Origin of the sequence: Paenibacillus sp. FSL R5-0623 (genome assembly GCF_037974265.1) — a bacterium.
Classification (GTDB): Bacteria; Bacillota; Bacilli; order Paenibacillales; family Paenibacillaceae; genus Paenibacillus.
Map to the genome: position 1 here is coordinate 4482822 of NZ_CP150233.1, position 16886 is coordinate 4499707.

General features: G+C 46.0%; 13 protein-coding genes. 1 reads left to right on the forward strand and 12 read right to left on the reverse strand.

Annotated elements, in window-relative coordinates; genetic code table 11:
- Window position 1: 1 nt before the first annotated feature.
- The 9 genes from MKY92_RS19675 to adhE form a co-directional block, all read right to left on the reverse strand.
- Entirely contained in the window at window positions 2-1633 is a 1632-nt protein-coding gene (locus MKY92_RS19675; RefSeq protein ID WP_339297360.1) for a response regulator, read from the reverse strand.
- A complete protein-coding gene (locus tag MKY92_RS19680) occupies window positions 1630-3465 on the reverse strand; it encodes a sensor histidine kinase (protein ID WP_339297361.1) in 1836 nt (611 codons plus the stop codon). Before MKY92_RS19680 ends, MKY92_RS19675 begins: the two co-directional genes overlap by 4 nt.
- Window positions 3466-3497: 32 nt before the next feature.
- Entirely contained in the window at window positions 3498-4328 is an 831-nt protein-coding gene (locus tag MKY92_RS19685) for a carbohydrate ABC transporter permease (RefSeq protein WP_339297362.1), read from the reverse strand.
- Window positions 4328-5212, reverse strand: coding sequence for a sugar ABC transporter permease (locus MKY92_RS19690; RefSeq protein ID WP_036674966.1), 885 nt, complete (start codon window positions 5210-5212; stop codon window positions 4328-4330). Before MKY92_RS19690 ends, MKY92_RS19685 begins: the two co-directional genes overlap by 1 nt.
- A 51-nt stretch (window positions 5213-5263) precedes the next feature.
- Window positions 5264-6631, reverse strand: a complete 1368-nt coding sequence (locus MKY92_RS19695) for an extracellular solute-binding protein (protein ID WP_339297363.1) — start codon at window positions 6629-6631, stop codon at window positions 5264-5266.
- A gap of 223 nt (window positions 6632-6854) precedes the next feature.
- Entirely contained in the window at window positions 6855-7607 is a 753-nt protein-coding gene (pflA, locus tag MKY92_RS19700) for a pyruvate formate-lyase-activating protein (RefSeq protein WP_339297364.1), read from the reverse strand.
- An 89-nt stretch (window positions 7608-7696) separates the two neighbouring features.
- Window positions 7697-9955 carry a formate C-acetyltransferase gene (pflB, locus tag MKY92_RS19705; protein ID WP_339297365.1) on the reverse strand — a complete coding sequence of 753 codons (2259 nt, stop codon included), beginning with the start codon at window positions 9953-9955 and terminating at the stop codon, window positions 7697-7699.
- 336 nt (window positions 9956-10291) lie between these two features.
- On the reverse strand, window positions 10292-10588 hold the full coding sequence (locus MKY92_RS19710; protein WP_339297366.1) for a hypothetical protein: 297 nt from the start codon (window positions 10586-10588) through the stop codon (window positions 10292-10294).
- 158 nt (window positions 10589-10746) lie between these two features.
- Window positions 10747-13359 carry a bifunctional acetaldehyde-CoA/alcohol dehydrogenase gene (adhE, locus tag MKY92_RS19715; protein ID WP_091018175.1) on the reverse strand — a complete coding sequence of 871 codons (2613 nt, stop codon included), beginning with the start codon at window positions 13357-13359 and terminating at the stop codon, window positions 10747-10749.
- A 430-nt stretch (window positions 13360-13789) separates the two neighbouring features.
- On the opposite strand from adhE, the gene MKY92_RS19720 reads away from it, so the two are divergent.
- On the forward strand, window positions 13790-14506 hold the full coding sequence (locus tag MKY92_RS19720) for a Crp/Fnr family transcriptional regulator (protein ID WP_036614443.1): 717 nt from the start codon (window positions 13790-13792) through the stop codon (window positions 14504-14506).
- Window positions 14507-14593: 87 nt separating this feature from the next.
- Here MKY92_RS19720 and MKY92_RS19725 read toward each other — a convergent pair whose 3' ends face one another.
- The 3 genes from MKY92_RS19725 to MKY92_RS19735 form a co-directional block, all read right to left on the reverse strand.
- Complete coding sequence (locus MKY92_RS19725; RefSeq protein ID WP_017687552.1) at window positions 14594-15307, reverse strand: hypothetical protein; 714 nt, start codon at window positions 15305-15307, stop codon at window positions 14594-14596.
- Window positions 15308-15504: 197 nt separating this feature from the next.
- Window positions 15505-16236: a hypothetical protein gene (locus MKY92_RS19730; protein WP_339297367.1), complete on the reverse strand. Its 732-nt coding sequence runs from the start codon at window positions 16234-16236 to the stop codon at window positions 15505-15507.
- A gap of 191 nt (window positions 16237-16427) precedes the next feature.
- Window positions 16428-16724 (reverse strand): helix-turn-helix domain-containing protein, encoded by a 297-nt coding sequence (locus MKY92_RS19735; protein WP_074096966.1) that lies wholly within the window; start codon window positions 16722-16724, stop codon window positions 16428-16430.
- Window positions 16725-16886 lie beyond the last annotated feature (162 nt).

Sequence of the window (16886 nt, forward strand, 5' to 3'; positions counted from 1 at the left end):
ACTACGAACCTAATCGTTTACTCTGCCTGTACTCGGAGGGTTTCATGTGGAAGTGTTTATGAAACACCTTGGAGAAGTAACGGCGCTCCTTGAACCCTGTTGCTTCCCCAATCGCTGTAATGCTCCATTCGGTTGTACTCAACAATAAAGCGGCACTTTCCATCCGTTTCTGCGTCATGTATTCCACAAAAGTAACACCCATTTGGGTTTTAAATAGCTGGCAGAAGTATCCCGGGCTGATTCCGAGCCAATCTGAGACTTCATCTATTCCCAAGTCCTGTTGCAGCCGTGCATCCATATACTCACATGCAGACAGGATCAGTTCCGATACAGAAGGACGTGGCTGAGTTTGTTTACCCTGATAGGCATGGGTAACAACCTCTGCAATTTCAAGGAGTTCCCTCATGGATACGGCCCCCTGCAGTGCATTCCAATAATTCACTTCGTGCTCTTCAGCGATGACCTGTACTTCACGAAGTTCCCGAAGCATGTGTACAAGCATAAACCGAAGATTGGTTTCATCTATCTTGCTAAAGGATTGTCCTGAATTCCCCATTTGCTGTTTAAGCCGCTCCAATACATCACGTAACCCCTGCTTGTTTCCTTGACGAATCCACCGAGTAACAAGCTCCAGATCTTCTCTTGTAATCCATGAGTTAGCCCCTTTGGAGGCCGTATGATCATAGGATAAGGTGGTTTCGGGACAACTGGCTTTCAGCACCCTTTCTTCACTCTCCCAATGGGACATCAGTATTTTTTGACAATGCCGGAATCGCTCCAGAATTTGACTTTCCAAGTTCACGGGCACAGCATCCTGAACAACCCTAACCTTCACATTTGAATCCAGGGATAATATCTCATTTAATTCGAGACACAGTTGATGGGCCAGATCCTCTGAGCGACGTTTCCAGTCCCCCGATGCCTCCAGCAGGATGCACCACTCCCCTTTGCGGGTCGAAAGAATCTGACAGTCCCCCTTAATTCTCTCTGCCACTTCCCTAAGTCTGGAACTTATGGTCTCATGCCATCGTTGATGCTGAAGTTCGGACCAGCCGATCGAATGGCGAAAATAACCGACTGCATCCACCAGCAGCAACGTATACGGTGCAGTAGTTGTTATGAATTCAGGAACAGAGGCAGGATAGGCAACCTTCAATGGTGCTTCTCCTCGCAACAGGTCAATCAACTGTTTGTGTCTGATCCAGCTTTCCATCTCTTGGTTGCGATAACGTTGCGATTCGTTTTCCAGACGTCTCTTCTGGATCTGCCCGGCAAGCTCACGCAGTTTATGTTCCAGATTCAAATAATCAATTGGCTTGCATATGTATTCATGTACGTTATACTTGATAGCGGTTCGAGCATATTCAAACTGCTGATAACCGGTCAGCAAAATAATCTCACACGTTTCACCCTGCTCTCGCAGTAAACGAATAAGTTCCAATCCATCCATAGACGGCATCCGAATATCACACAAGAGAATGTCTGGATGACTCTCTGTTACTTTGCCCAGCGCTTCTGCACCACTTCTCGCTGTACCTGTGATTTCAATCCCCATCTCTTCCCAGGGTAAAATGAAGTTCAGATTCTCCAGAATCGGCAGCTCATCGTCAACCAACATTGCAGTCAGATTCATCCGGCTTCCTCCTGCTCATATAATGGAATGATGCATCGAATAACTGTGCCATACCCCGGTGCTGAACATATAAATATGCCATAACCGGCCCCGTATTGAATACGAATTCGATCTGCCACACTTCGTAATCCTAATCCCCTGCGTTCCGTTATGGACGATAATGATTCCGCCCCTCCCGTGAGCATATCTTCCGGCGGATCTTCTGCCATATACTCAAATCGTGCGAGCATTTCCTGGGGAATACCGATCCCATTATCCTCAACGCATAACACCAGATGGCCCCGTTCTGCATATGCGCTTATCCGCAGTACACCTGGATAGGTGATCCCCTCAAACCCATGTTGAATGCTATTTTCCACCAGAGGCTGGAGGGTAAGCTTAAGCAGGATTGAGCTGTATAGATGGGGTGGAATGTCAATCTCATAGGTGAACAAATCACTGAACCTGTACTGTTGAATCTCCAGATAACTCTGCAAATGCCTGATTTCCTCACCCAGTGGAATCTCCTCCTGATCCTGAATGCTGATACGAAGCATATTGCCAAGTCGGGTCACCATCTCGCTTACTTTGCGGCCCTCCCCCCGCAGTGCTAATCCATTAATGGATTCCAATGTGTTAAACAGAAAATGAGGTTTGATCTGGGCCTGTAGTACACGCAGTTCCGCTTGGGCCTTCTGCTCTTGCTCTGCCCGAACACGACGGAATAATCCCCCGATCCGATCCAATAGTTCATTGAACCCTTGCGCAAGCAGCTGCATTTCATCGAATCCTTTTCCTTCCACCCTCGCATTAAAATCACCATCATCCACACGACGCATAAACCGTACAAGTACAGCAATGTTACCCGTGATGCGATTCATGAAAAAAAGATTAAAGATCATCGCTGCGAGCAGGCATAACAGAATAATAATGACAGACCAACCGGCAAAGGCATTGGTTTCCGCAGATAAGGCTTCCCATGAAGTCACACTTACGAGACTCCAGTTATAGTTCTTCAGATGATATTGCGAAATGATGCTCTCCTTGCCGTCAAAGACCGTTCTGACGCTACTAAAGCCAGGACCGTAACGGCTGGATTCAGCACCAAGGTTTTGCATGTTCTCACCGTTATATATACCTGCAGGATCATAGACGATCAGCCCTTCTTCATTAATTAACAGGAATGATGTATCCTGTGCCGAATCGCTGATTTGCAGGTGACGGAAGATCCGGTCGATCTCTCCTTTTTTGATCTGAACAACAAGCACGCCGATATTTTGAAAATAACTGAGTTCTTTGACCAGTCTGATCTGGGTGAAGACAGGCTCTACCCCGGTTAATTCGGGATATTCCAGTGGTGCGAGCCATTTGGGCACACCATTGAGTTGCTGAATTTCGTTGAATAAGGGATGCACTTTGAATTGCTGGAAAGGAAGGGCTTGAAAATTCTCTTTGGTGAAGATGGAGACAATCTGGTTGTTCTCGGACGAACGCAAATCATATAAAAAGGCATAACTGATGAACGGATAGTTATATAGAAGGGAACGGAAATTGCGCTGGCTGGCATTGAGGGATAACTGATTACCGGTTCCCAGATCCTGCTTGGTCGGATCTTTGGCGTTCAACGCCATTTGAAAAACCGATGTGGCTATCCCGTTGTCGGTCACATTGTTAATCTGCTGAAATACATTCTCGATATTGTAGCTGATGGCCTGAAGCGCATATTCGGCCTGTTGATTGTATTTTTTCTCAATCGTATGTGATGTGACCAGAAACATGCCAATGCCCAGTGCACACATCGGTACAATAATCAGCAGCAGAAATGCCAAGGCCAGCTTCATTCGCAAGTTCATATCCCGTTCTCCCTATTCACTGGTTCATGGTATTAACCTTTGACACCACCTGCAGTTACTCCTTCTATAATTTTCTCCTGGAGTATAGCGTAGATCACAAGTACAGGTACAACGCTGTATACAATACCTGCCGACATCTGGGCATAGTTCATCTGATATTGATCCCGAAACTGGACCATGCCCACTGGCAGCGTACGCAATTTATCGGTGGATAAGAAATAGTTGGCGAGTAAAAATTCGTTCCAGTTGCCGAGGAAATTAACGATAAAAACGGTAACAATAGCCGGAACGGTAAGAGGTATCACTATTTTAGCAAAGATACCCGGTGCCCTCAAGCCGTCCATGACAGCCGCTTCCTCAATTTCTCCAGGCAGAGAACGCATAAAAGCCGCCAGTATAATAATGGTAAACGGGATCGCATTGGCCACATAGGGCACGATCAATGCCAGATGTGTATCCAATATGCCCATTTTGCGAACAAGCAGATAAATCGGCAGCATAAGTGCATTGTTGGGAATAAGCATACCGGCCAGAATCAGGCTGTACAGAAACAGGCTCCATCTCCGGTGTCTCATCCGGGTTACGGCAAAAGCGAACATGGCCCCGAGCACAATCGTACACGCCGACGATAAAACCGAAATGTACAGGCTGTTCCAAAAATACGTACCAATCTTGGCATTCACCCAGGCTTCCACGTAATTGTTAAACTCCCATGTTGTAGGCAGACCGAATGGATTCAGGGCGATTTCATTGTTATCCTGCTTGAAGGAAGAGAAAATTACAAATAAAAAGGGAAACAAAATCGCGATTAAATACAACATTAACAACACATGAGGTATACTGCTTTTTATGTTTTTCGCCATCAATATTCCACCTTCTCGCCCCGCCTCGCCACCAGCAGTTGATACACCGCAGTGAGCACAAGCGTCAGAGCAAAGATCAGCACTGCAATGGTATTGCCATAACCATATTTGAAGTTGGTAATTGCATATTTGATCATATATGTCGCCAGAACCTCGGTGGACCCAGCGGGCCCACCTTTGGTCATGACAATCACGATGTCGGCTGCTTTCATGGCACCTGCAATGGACAACATGATCACGACCGAAATGATCGGCCGAATCAGCGGCAACGTAATTCGCATTGCTCGTTGTACCGCCGTTGCCCCATCAATGGCAGCCGCTTCATCCAGATCACGGGGAATCGCCAGTATGGCCGCCAGCACCATGACAATGTAAAATCCCGTCCACTGCCAGGCGTTGGTCACCAAGATGGACAACATGGCAAATCGGTTATCCGATAACCAGTAGATGGGATCGATGCCCAGCACATGAAGCATTTTGTTTAATAGTCCGATATTGGGCTCATAGATGAATCCCCACAAGATACCGATAACGGCTGTCGACATGATGGATGGTAAAAAAACAGCTGTTTTATACAGACCTTTCAGCCTTTTCACATTGGCAATCAGAAGCGAAAACAGGACGATCAGGGGTACCTGAATCAGTACCGAAAATCCGATGAAAAAGCCGTTATTCCTTGTGGAAATCCAAAAACGTTCATCGGTCAGTGCCTTCACATAATTGGATAAACCCACAAAACGTGGCTCAGCCGATACCCCATTCCAACTCGTCAGGCTGTAATACAGGGAGCTGCCAATAGGGTATAAGAAGAACATTACAAACAGAATTAGGGCTGGCATTACAAACAACGTATAGATTAACGGGCTGCGGAGTGAAGTATTCATAGTCAGCCTCCTTCAGTCACTTCAACGATCGCAGTTTCAACTTGGATTGATTTATTCCACTGAGGCGTTTGCTTCCTCTTGCACCTTTTGCAGCTCTTCTGCCATTTTCTCTGGCGTGGTCTGCCCACCAATCAACTTCTGGATTTGCAGATTGCTGATCTCTGTCGTCACATCGGCCTGAACGAGTGCATCAAATGCCGGGAACGACGTCTTGGACGCATTAAGCACAGCCACAATTTCTTTCATCAGATCATCGGTAATGCTATCGGTCAGCACTTTCTCGTCCAGCTTCATGGCAGGCAACACACCATCTTCCACAAGACCGCGGATCTGCATATCTTCATTGTAGAAATTTTTGATAAAAGCTTTCACTGCTTCCAGCTTCTGCGGGTCATCCGCCACTGCTGCCGAGAATCCGTATCCATTGTTAACATCTCTCATCAAAGACGTCTGATCTCCTGCTCCGTTCTCTACCGGAGGCATATTGAAGAATCCAACCTTGCCAATGAGCGATTCACCGCTCTGGCCTTCCTTGAATACAGATGATTTCCATGTTCCGTCATACATTAATACCACTTCTCCGCTTGTAAATTGCGTGGTATATTCGGCATACTCGAAGCCCAGCTCACCTTTTTTGAAATAACCCTTATCCACCCATTCCTTATGTTTGGCAAAACCTTGCACAACACCCGGATCGGTCCACTTCGCTTCACCCGTTGCAAACTTTGCGGTAATCTCCGGTCCGGCATACCGTGACCACAGGTGGTTGGTTAACATAAGCGGTACCCAGCCTGCCTTGGATGCGGAAGCAAGCGGCACTTTGCCATCAGCCTTGATCTCGGCCAGTTTATTGTCCAGTTCAGCCATGGTAGTTGGGGCTTTCCATCCTTTTTGTTCGAAGTACTCTTTATTATAGAAAAAACCTTCGCCCGAACCGCCAATCGGCAGTCCATATACCTTGCCTTCATACGTAAACGGTTCAAGCGATGTAAACTGGTCCTGAATGCCCAGCTCTTGCAGGATTGGAGTCAGATCAAGCAGCATACCTTCCTTGGCATACACTTTGGAATCCGGGCTTCCGAACAGTTCAAAAATATCCGGCGGGTTACCTGCCGCCATCTCCCCGCGAAGCTTCTCCTTACGATTCACATCGGATTCGACACCATCCAGCGTAAAGGTCAGATTGGGTATCTCACCTTCAACTTTGTCCACAACATCCTGCAGAATGGCCAGTCTTTTCTGTTTGTCGGCTCCCACCTGCGTGTGGCGGAGAAGCATTTCAACCGGTTCCTTACTTGTTTCCTCCACAGGTGTATTGCCTGCGCCTTGCTGTGGCTCGTTACTTGAGCTTGCACATCCCGCCAAAGTCCATGAAGTGATAAGCAATAATGAAAGCAGTAATGTCATTCTTTTTTTCATCGGGTTGACCCTCCTCAAGATATTGAGCATTTGGCTTTACACTCTGATTATAAAAAGCCGGAGCTTACATCGTAAGGATGACAATTCATCAATGGAGGGATAAAATCCTTCACTGGACCCATAATCTTGCATTTACAATGGATAACAGCAAAAAAACAGCCCCTGCGAAACATGTTCGCAAGGACTGCTTGGTTGATTGTTTTTATTACATATAAAGGTCAGATTACTTACCTGAACAAGCCACGTCAGCCGTTTCCTGGCGACCTTGTTCGATCAGGCGATACGCCCGCTCCACTTCTTCTTCACTTGGTGAAGGAACTCCATCCAGTGGATATACTTTACCGAGCGCTTCCCATTTGTAGATCCCCATCTGATGGTATGGAAGAATTTCGAACTTTTCGACGCCATTCAATGTTCCGATAAACCGTCCGAGGTTAAGCAGATCCTCTTCCTCGTTATGAATGCCAGGCACATACACGTGGCGTATCCACATTTTCCGACCTTGCTCCGACAACCACTTGGCTGTTTTCAACGTTCTCTCGTTGGATTTGCCTGTCAGCTTGATATGTTTCTCGTCATCAATATGCTTGAGATCCAGCAGAACCAGGTCTGTGTTATCCAACAGATCGTGAATCCGCTCCGGTTCGTTAAACCCATTGCTGTCCAGCGTCGTATGCAATCCCCAACGCCGCTTTACTTCCTTGAAGATTTCGGCTACAAAGTGAGCCTGTAACGTTGGTTCTCCGCCAGATATCGTGAGTCCGCCTCCAGAGCTGCGATAGTAGGATAGATACGGCTCAATTTCAGCCAGTACCTCCTCTAGCGTCATTTCTTTTCCACCATCCAGCGCCCATGTATCTGGGTTGTGGCAATACTGACATTTGAGTAGACATCCTTGCATAAAAAGCACAAAGCGGATGCCTGGGCCGTCAACCGTCCCGAAAGTTTCGAGTGAATGAATATGTCCGTTAACCATGCTGCCTCTTCCTTTCTGTATCCGCATCCGCTGTGCGTTTAATATGATTTGGAATGCCTTGCTCTAGCGGTCTTCTACTTGCAAATTACTTACATCGAGCCATGGAACGTACGGTTGATGACATCCAACTGTTGTTCACGAGTCAATTTAATGAAGTTAACGGCATATCCGGATACCCGTATAGTCAGTTGTGGATAGTTTTCCGGGTGATCCATCGCATCAATCAGTTGCTGACGATCAAATACGTTAACGTTCAGGTGATGAGCGTTTTGACCGAAGTAACCATCCATCATCGCAGTCAGATTGGATTTACGTGTAGTCTCCTCTTTACCCAATGCTTTTGGCACGATAGAGAAGGTATTGGAAATACCATCAAGACTGTGTTCATAAGGCAATTTGGCTACAGAGCCAAGGGATGCCAGTGCACCTTTTTTGTCACGACCATGCATTGGGTTTGCACCTGGAGCAAATGGTTCACCTGCTTTACGACCATCCGGTGTAGTCCCTGTTTTCTTACCATATACCACGTTGGAAGTGATCGTCAGAACGGATTGTGTTGGAACTGCGTTACGGTAAGCTTTGTGCTTGCGAATCATGCCCATGAAGTTCTCGACCAGTTCAACAGCAATGCTGTCTACGCTGTCTTCATTGTTACCGTAACAAGGGAAGTCTCCTTCGATTTCAAAATCAACTGCGATGCCTTGTTCGTTACGAATTGGTTTTACTTTGGCATATTTGATCGCACTCAGTGAATCTGCTGTAACCGACAGACCAGCGATACCGCAAGCCATCGTACGTACAATGTCACGGTCATGCAATGCCATTTCGATACGCTCATAGCTGTATTTATCGTGCATGTAGTGAATGACGTTGAGGGTGTTCATGTACAGCTTCGCCAGCCACTCCATCATTGGTTTGAAGCGTTTCATAACCTCATTGTAATCCAGCACTTCGCTAGTAATGGCAGGATACTCAGGTCCAACTTGTGCTCCGGATTTCTCGTCACGACCACCGTTGATCGCATACAGGAGAGCTTTTGCCAGGTTGGCACGAGCGCCGAAGAATTGCATTTGTTTCCCGATCTTCATCGCCGACACACAGCAAGCAATACCGTAATCGTCACCGTAGATCGGACGCATCAGATCATCATTTTCATACTGGATTGAGCTGGTTTCGATGGATACTTTACTGCAATAATCTTTGAAAGCTTCTGGAAGTTTCGTGGACCAGAGAACAGTCAAGTTTGGTTCTGGTGCAGGACCCAGGTTGTGCAGAGTATGCAGGAAACGGAAGCTGTTTTTGGTTACGCGTGTTTCGCCATTCACTGACATACCACCGATTGACTCAGTCACCCATGTTGGATCTCCACTGAACAGTTCGTTGTAATCCGGTGTACGCAGGAATTTGACAATCCGCAGTTTCATTACAAAATGGTCAACCAATTCCTGAGCCTGTTCTTCGGACAAAATACCTTCTTGCAGGTCACGTTCAATGTAGATATCCAGGAAAGAAGATACACGTCCGAGTGACATCGCAGCACCGTTCTGTTCTTTGATCGCAGCCAGATAACCGAAGTACAACCATTGGAATGCTTCTTTTGCTGTTGTCGCTGGCAAGGAAATATCGAACCCGTGCATATCGCCCAATTGTTTCAATTCTTGCAATGCACGAATCTGTTCAGACAATTCTTCCCGCAGACGAATGACATCTTCATCAATAACATCAACTTCGAGTGCATTCAGTTCGCCTTTTTTATTACGAATCAGGAAGTCTACCCCGTACAAAGCTACACGACGATAGTCACCGATGATCCGACCACGGCCGTAAGCATCTGGCAGACCTGTAATAATTCCTGCTTTACGCGCTGCACGCATGTCGGAAGTATAAGCATCGAATACACCCTGGTTGTGTGTTTTGCGAATGTTTGTAAATATATCAATGACGCCCTGTGGCATTTCAAAGCCATATGCCTCACATGCGTCAATCATCATGCGAATTCCGCCTGTTGGTTGAATGGAACGTTTGAACGGAGCATCGGTCTGAACGCCGACAATCTGTTCCTTGGTTTGATCCAGATAACCGGGTTGGTGAGAAACAATAGTCGCTGGTGTGTTTACATCAACGTCAAGGACACCGCCGTTATCCCGTTCTTTTTTGGTCAGATCAGATACGATATCCCACAATTCTTTGGTATTCTGGGTTGCACCTGCGAGAAATGCTTCGTCACCGTAATACGGAGACAAGTTGTGTGCCAGAAAATCATTCACATCTACGGATTTGGTCCATGTTCCTTTGGTAAAGTTTCTCCAGCCTGTTTGTTGTTTGACATCTTTTTCAATCACCGACATCGTAATCCCTCCACTAATTTGGATTTCTGGACACATAACATCTTGCTTCATTCGTAGCATTGTGTGCCCAGAGCCGCGATTAATGTGAATTGTTTCACATAAACCGGAACATGTTCTCTCTACTTGGGAACCGGAACCGCGGGATGAATGTTTTTCTTACATTTTCAGTATACGACTTGGGGCTTTCATCATCTGTGATTTTTGTCACAAAGTCAGTGAACTAACTCACTCCACCTGCGCTGTGTCCCATTGAACCCTGTAAATTCACACTTAGCCACTGCGCGGGCAGAACAACTTCCGATCGCTGTTATCCCCGGATTTTTTCAATTTTATATTTCAAAGGGGAAAATCCGGGGATAAAGGCGAACGCTCCGCTTCTTCAGTTTTTTCTGCCCTCTCCGTTATTGTGTGAACATCTGGCTCAAACAGCCACCTCACGAATTCCATTACTACCTCTCTAGAACCCTTTTGCTCCTCTATGCTCGGAGCAAACCAAATCTTAAAATACTCCTGAAAAACAGATGTTTTGCTCTTCTGTTTTTCTGCCCTCTGCGTTATTGTGTGAACATCTGGCTCAAACAGCCACATCACGAATTCCATTACTACCTCTTTAGAACCCTTTTGCTCCTCCATGCTCGGAGCAAATCAAATCTTAGAATACTCCTGAAAAACAGATGCTTCGCTCTCCTGTTTTTCTGCCCTCTCGTTATTGTGTGAAAGACGGCAATCGGGGCTCCCCTCTCGGGGAACCCTGATCTTATTGCCGTAAGGCACGCGTCGTTCTAAGTTTATTATTCAAACTTTCCGTAGAAAGCGTTGCGGTATACATCAGCCAGTTCAGTTACCAGCGGTAACTTCGGATTGGCGGTTGTACATTGGTCTTCGAAGGCACGGTCAGCCAGATAATCTACATGAGCTTCAAAGTCTTTGGCATCAAATCCGATTTCCTGGAACGATTCTTCAATGCCCAATGTTTTGTTCAGTTTGCGAATGGCATTGATAAGACTGGTTACGCCTTCTTCTGTTGTACGTGCAGGCAATCCCAGAATCCGGGCAATTTCGGCATACCGCTCATCCGCTATAAAGTGCGAATATTTCGGGAACGATGCAAATTTGGTCGGTTTTTTCGCGTTGTAACGAATGACGTGCGGCATCAGGATCGCATTGGTGCGTCCGTGTGCGGTGTGGTACTGACCGCCCCATTTATGCGCCAAGCTGTGGTTAATGCCCAGGAATGCGTTGGCAAACGCCATACCGGCAATCGTGGAAGCATTATGCATTTTCTCACGTGCCAGTTTGTCGCCTTGCAGTGCAGATTGCTCCAGGTATTGGAACACCAGTTGGATTGCTTTGATCGCAAGTCCATCCGTGTAATCATTCGCCATGACAGACACATAAGCTTCAATTGCATGCGTCAGTACGTCCATACCTGTATCTGCAACGGCTGTTCTAGGCAGGGAGTATACGAACTCCGGATCGACAATCGCTACGTCTGGTGTCAGCTCATAGTCTGCCAATGGATATTTGGTGTTACCTTGATTTTTATCTGTGATAACCGCGAACGATGTCACTTCAGAACCTGTACCGGATGTGGTTGGGATCGCTACAAATTTCGCTTTTACGCCGAGACGTGGATATTTGTAGATCCGTTTGCGGATATCCATGAATTTTTGTTTCAGATCGTTGAAGTCCGTGTCTGGATATTCATAGAACAACCACATGGCTTTGGCAGCATCCATCGGTGATCCGCCGCCGAGTGCGATAATGCAGTCCGGTTGGAAGCGGCGCATCATTTCGGTTCCGCGGTCTACTGTTGTTGTTGATGGATCTGGCTCAACATCGGAGAACACTTCGATTGCTACTGGCATTTGGCGTTGACGCAGATAGTGTTCTACCTTTTCAACATATCCAAGTTTCACCATCATGGCATCCGTAATAATCGCCACACGTGTGATGTCAGGCATTTTGGCAAGATACTGTGTTGCCCCTTTTTCGAAGTAGACTTTGTTCGGCACTTTGAACCATTGCATATTCACGGTACGGCGAGCCACCCTTTTCACATTGATTAAGTTCACAGCGGTTACGTTGGAAGAAGTCGAGTTACGTCCGTATGATCCGCATCCCAGTGTCAGTGACGGCATGTTTGTGTTGTAGATATCCCCGATGGCACCATGTGTGGATGGTGAGTTCACAATAATCCGTCCAGTTTGCAGACGATCTGCGAATTTGCCGATCACTTCTTCATTTGTGGAGTGGATAACCGAGGAGTGACCCATGCCGCCAAAAGCAACCACTTCTGCTGCACGCTCAATGCCCTCTGCTGCCGTTTTGACTTTGTAACAAGCCAGTACCGGACTTAATTTCTCAGCGGACAATGGGAATTTGGTACCTACCCCTTCAATCTCGGCCACGAGAATTTTGGTGCCTGCTGGAACTTCAATACCGCACAATTTCGCAATGCTTACCGCAGATTGACCAACAATCGCCGGGTTCACCGCACATTTCTCGGCATTAATCGCACCCGCTGTCAATTTTGCTGCTTCATCTTTGTTAACAAAGTAACAGCCGTTTGCGATCATTTTTTTCTTCACTTGATCGAAGATCGGTTCTTCAATGATGACCGCTTGCTCGGAAGCACAGATCATACCGTTATCGAAAGACTTGGACAGGATCAAATCCGTTACTGCCTGATTGATATCCGCGCTTTTCTCGATAAAGCAAGGTACGTTACCCGGTCCTACGCCCAGTGCAGGTTTACCACAGCTGTACGCTGCACGTACCATGCCTGATCCGCCTGTTGCCAGAATGAGAGCCACATCATTGTGATTCATCAGTTCGTTTGTACGATCCATGGAAGGATCATCAATCCACTGAATGCAATCTGCTGGTGCACCATGTTTCACAGCCGCTTCCAGCAGGATTTTGGCAGCTTCCCGGCTACAATTCTGTGCAGATGGGTGGAAACCAAAGATGATCGGGTTACGCGTCTTGATGGAGATCAGTGCTTTAAACATCGTCGTTGATGTTGGATTGGTAACGGGTGTAATCCCCATAATAATGCCGACCGGCTCCGCAATTTTCTGGAAGCTTTCATATTCGTTATCTTCAATCACACCTACGGTTTTGTCATATTTGATGCTGTGGTACACATATTCTGTTGCAAATATATTTTTGGTGATCTTATCCTCATATACTCCGCGGCCTGTTTCTTCTACGGCCATCTTGGCGAGCATCATGTGTTTATCCAGACCCGCAAGCGCCATCGCTTGCACAATACGGTCAATCTGCTTCTGGTCCATCTTCATGAATGCAGCGTGTGCTTTATTCGCTTTGTCGATTAACGTTTGAATATACTGACCTGCTGTCGGTTCTTTTGCTGGGGCGACTTCGTTCTTTACAGCCATCTCCCTCATCCTCCTAAAGGTTCGTATTAGTTTGTCTCTCTCGTTTACATTCACATCGTAACATGACATTAAACTTAATTATGTGATTTTTTTCACAAAGTATAACAAATTTAATTTAAGTTTTGTAGTGTCCTTCATACGACCATTTTCACTTCCTATTTAAAATATAGGGCTGTAAAATTCATCCTCCCCATCAAAAGTGAATTTTATCACAATGTTTGAAATTTCGTCATTTTTGCCCCCTTTCCTTCCCCCTCAAACGGTAAGATTAGGTATATACTGAACTTAAAAATTGAACCACCGCAATTTGTACCGTCCTTCCTCCCGGCCGAGATGACCCTGATCAGGACGGCAACGGTTTGCGGCGAACCTCGGAGGCTACTGCTTATTACAGAAGGTCGTCCGATGGACACAAAGGGGAGATAGACTTATGAGAGAACTAACAACTGTACTGGAAAAGCGCGGTAATACCAACTGTTTCTCGGAAGCCAATTTCAACCATCTGCTGGTTACAATGAAAGATAGAACTTATCCGGAAGGTACACATCTGTACTGGGAAGGCGATATCTCTGACAAACTTTATTATATGAAACGGGGTCGTGCCCAGATCACCAAATCCACGGATGAAGGCAAAGAACTGATCATGTACATGTATCAATCCGGTGATATGATTGGGCAGGCTGATCCCTTCTTTGGCTCTAAACACAGCTTCTCAGCGGAAGTGCTGGAGGATAGTGAGATCGGTGTACTGGAACATAAAGACCTGGAAATGTTAATCTGCCAGCATTGTGACTTCGCGATCGATTTTATGAAATGGATGGGCATCCACCACCGGTTGACACAGACCAAGTTCCGGGATCTCATGTTATATGGCAAACCGGGTGCACTTTGCTCTACCCTCATTCGGTTGTCGAATTCGTATGGTGAGCCTCATGGAGAGCATGTCATTATTCACAAAAAAATTACCCACACGGACCTGTCCAATATGATTGGAGCCACTCGTGAAAGTGTAAACCGCATGTTAAGCGACCTGCGTAAGAAAGACGGGATTGAATATGACAATGGCATGATTGTTATCAAAGATCTGAAGATGCTGCAAGGGATCTGTCACTGTGAGCTTTGCCCGAACGAGATCTGTCGTATTTAATATTTGACTATGCAATCGGAAATTGCTTATATATTTCAATGAAAAAAAGCCCAGTTCTCTAAAAAGAGATTGGGCTTCTTGGTATACTTAGGATGCATTGGTCAATTCAAGCTTTACCGCATCACGTGGATTCAATTTCATGTCGAGACCATTTTCCATTAATTCTTTGTCATTCACCATAATGACCCACCGCTCATTCATACGAGGCGTGACATTCTCGACCGAAACGACAAATTTGTTATTCTCCGACATTCTTACAATGCCGCTGGACTTCAACACATCGCGAACTGTGCACTCCTGAACATAGACGCCAGCATATTGACGATTAAGGGTTGGCATAATGTTTCCACCGCTAACCTTGAGTAACGTTGTCTGATATGCAACGCCATCCCCCCCACTGTCAGCGGCTTTCACGTAAATGATCACTTCATCTTTGGCATGAAGCTCCATGTCCCAATCTTCCTGCTCAATATCCTTGCCATTTAATTTGACAGCCCAGCTAAGCGAAGAATCCAGAGAAACTTCACCGACGGATTGAATCCGTTTGCCATCTGCCGTAAAATCAACCAGTCCGCTATTGAGTAATGCTTTTTTGAGTGTCAAACCCTCACTAAAATCTCGCTTAATGGACTTTGTTGCATCAGGCAAAAACGTACTGCCATCTACAGCCACTGTGATTGTATTCGCTGTTTCTGTCTCTTTGACAATTGGCTGCTCAGAAGGCTGTGTCTCACTACAACCAGCCAAGATCGCCAGTAGGAGCAAACATACACCTATGTAACCGGGGATTTTCTTCATCATGTAGGTAACACCACCCTGCGTAAAATCATTCACCCTGTTGTCCATAACCTCTATTATGGCACAACTTTCGGCAAAAAAAAGTGTCAAAGCCGTTACTTTTATAGGGTACCGCCTGCAAATAAGGCTTGTACAAGAAAGAGAGCCTGCACACAGGCTCTCCAATCTAAATCATTTTTACGTTCTCATTGGTTACGTTATCATTGGACACAAGCCTGCATGTATGTCCGTCCTCCATAGCCATCTTTCAGATATGGATTGAGTCCGAAGAACTGTTCCTCAGACACATATACCCCTGTCAGCAATCGACCTTCAAGCAATCCACCGTCCACCTGCACGCAGCATGAAGGTGCGTCTACATACTCCTGGTACAAAGGAATCTGCCCATATTGTTGATGTACCTTGAATACCTTGCCTTGCTCATGCAAAGGTCGTTCCGAGAAATAGGTAGGCACAATATAACGGGCAATGACATCCAGTTCCTGCACGCTGTAAAAGGGTTCATCACCAAGCCATGGTGCAAACATTCGAATCTTCTCATATTGTGACCAAACAACCGCCTGAATCAGCATTTCTGCCTGAACCAGCCGACCTTCTCCCACATCCAGAACCAACCGCTTCCCATGGATGGTTTCTTCCATCTGAGAAGTCGTTGAATCAGGTTGTCCCAGCTCACATCCGATACACTTCCAGCCCCTGGACGTTTGAATCCATTTTTGCAGCACCGCCGGAGCTAATCTCGGACCATCGCTGTTCACAGAATGCGTATTCACTTCGGCAAGATCATCCTTAACTGAACGGGAATATGCTGTGCGCTTAAACAACTCCGCAGCTTTTTTATAAATTAGATGGACCTGAATGGATGCGCTCTCAAGTTCTGCAATATCTTCTTTGCCGTAGCGTACTTCAAGGGATAAGCTTTCTTCTCTCATGACAAGTGGGCCTCCTTCGCTCCGGCCGTCTGTGGCCATTTTCTATAGATTATACTACAACTCATGACAACATGTGCATAGCCCAAGAGAAAAACGCCGATCCACATAATACTTAAGACAAAAACTCCTGATTTCCACGGAAATCAGGAGTCTATGTCATTCATGTAACAAAAGTGGGTGATGCTTATACGTTAGTCAACCCACTGCTCAGCCCAGTCTTGAATTTGATTCATAACGGGCTGGAGCGCTCTACCTTTATCCGTCAGTTCATATTCAATACGAACTGGCGTCTCGGGATAGACGTGACGAACCAGAATACCTTCACTCTCCAGATCTTTCATCCGTTCGGATAACATCTTATCACTCATGGATGGAATCAGATTGGAGATATCCTTGAATCGCTTCGAACCACTCATCAACGTTTGAATAATTAAACCATTCCAGCGCTTGCCCAAAAAAGAAAACGCCGTCTCAAAACGCGGACACATCCGCAAGTCTTGACCTTCCACATTAATCACCTCTTTAGAGATCACTCAAATCAACTTACATTTTGTTAGTATATTTCATAATAACATATTTAAGCTTCAAAGAAAACGCCTGCAACTAAAAAGTTTAAATTTTAGAAGCATAATATCCAAAATGGATCATAT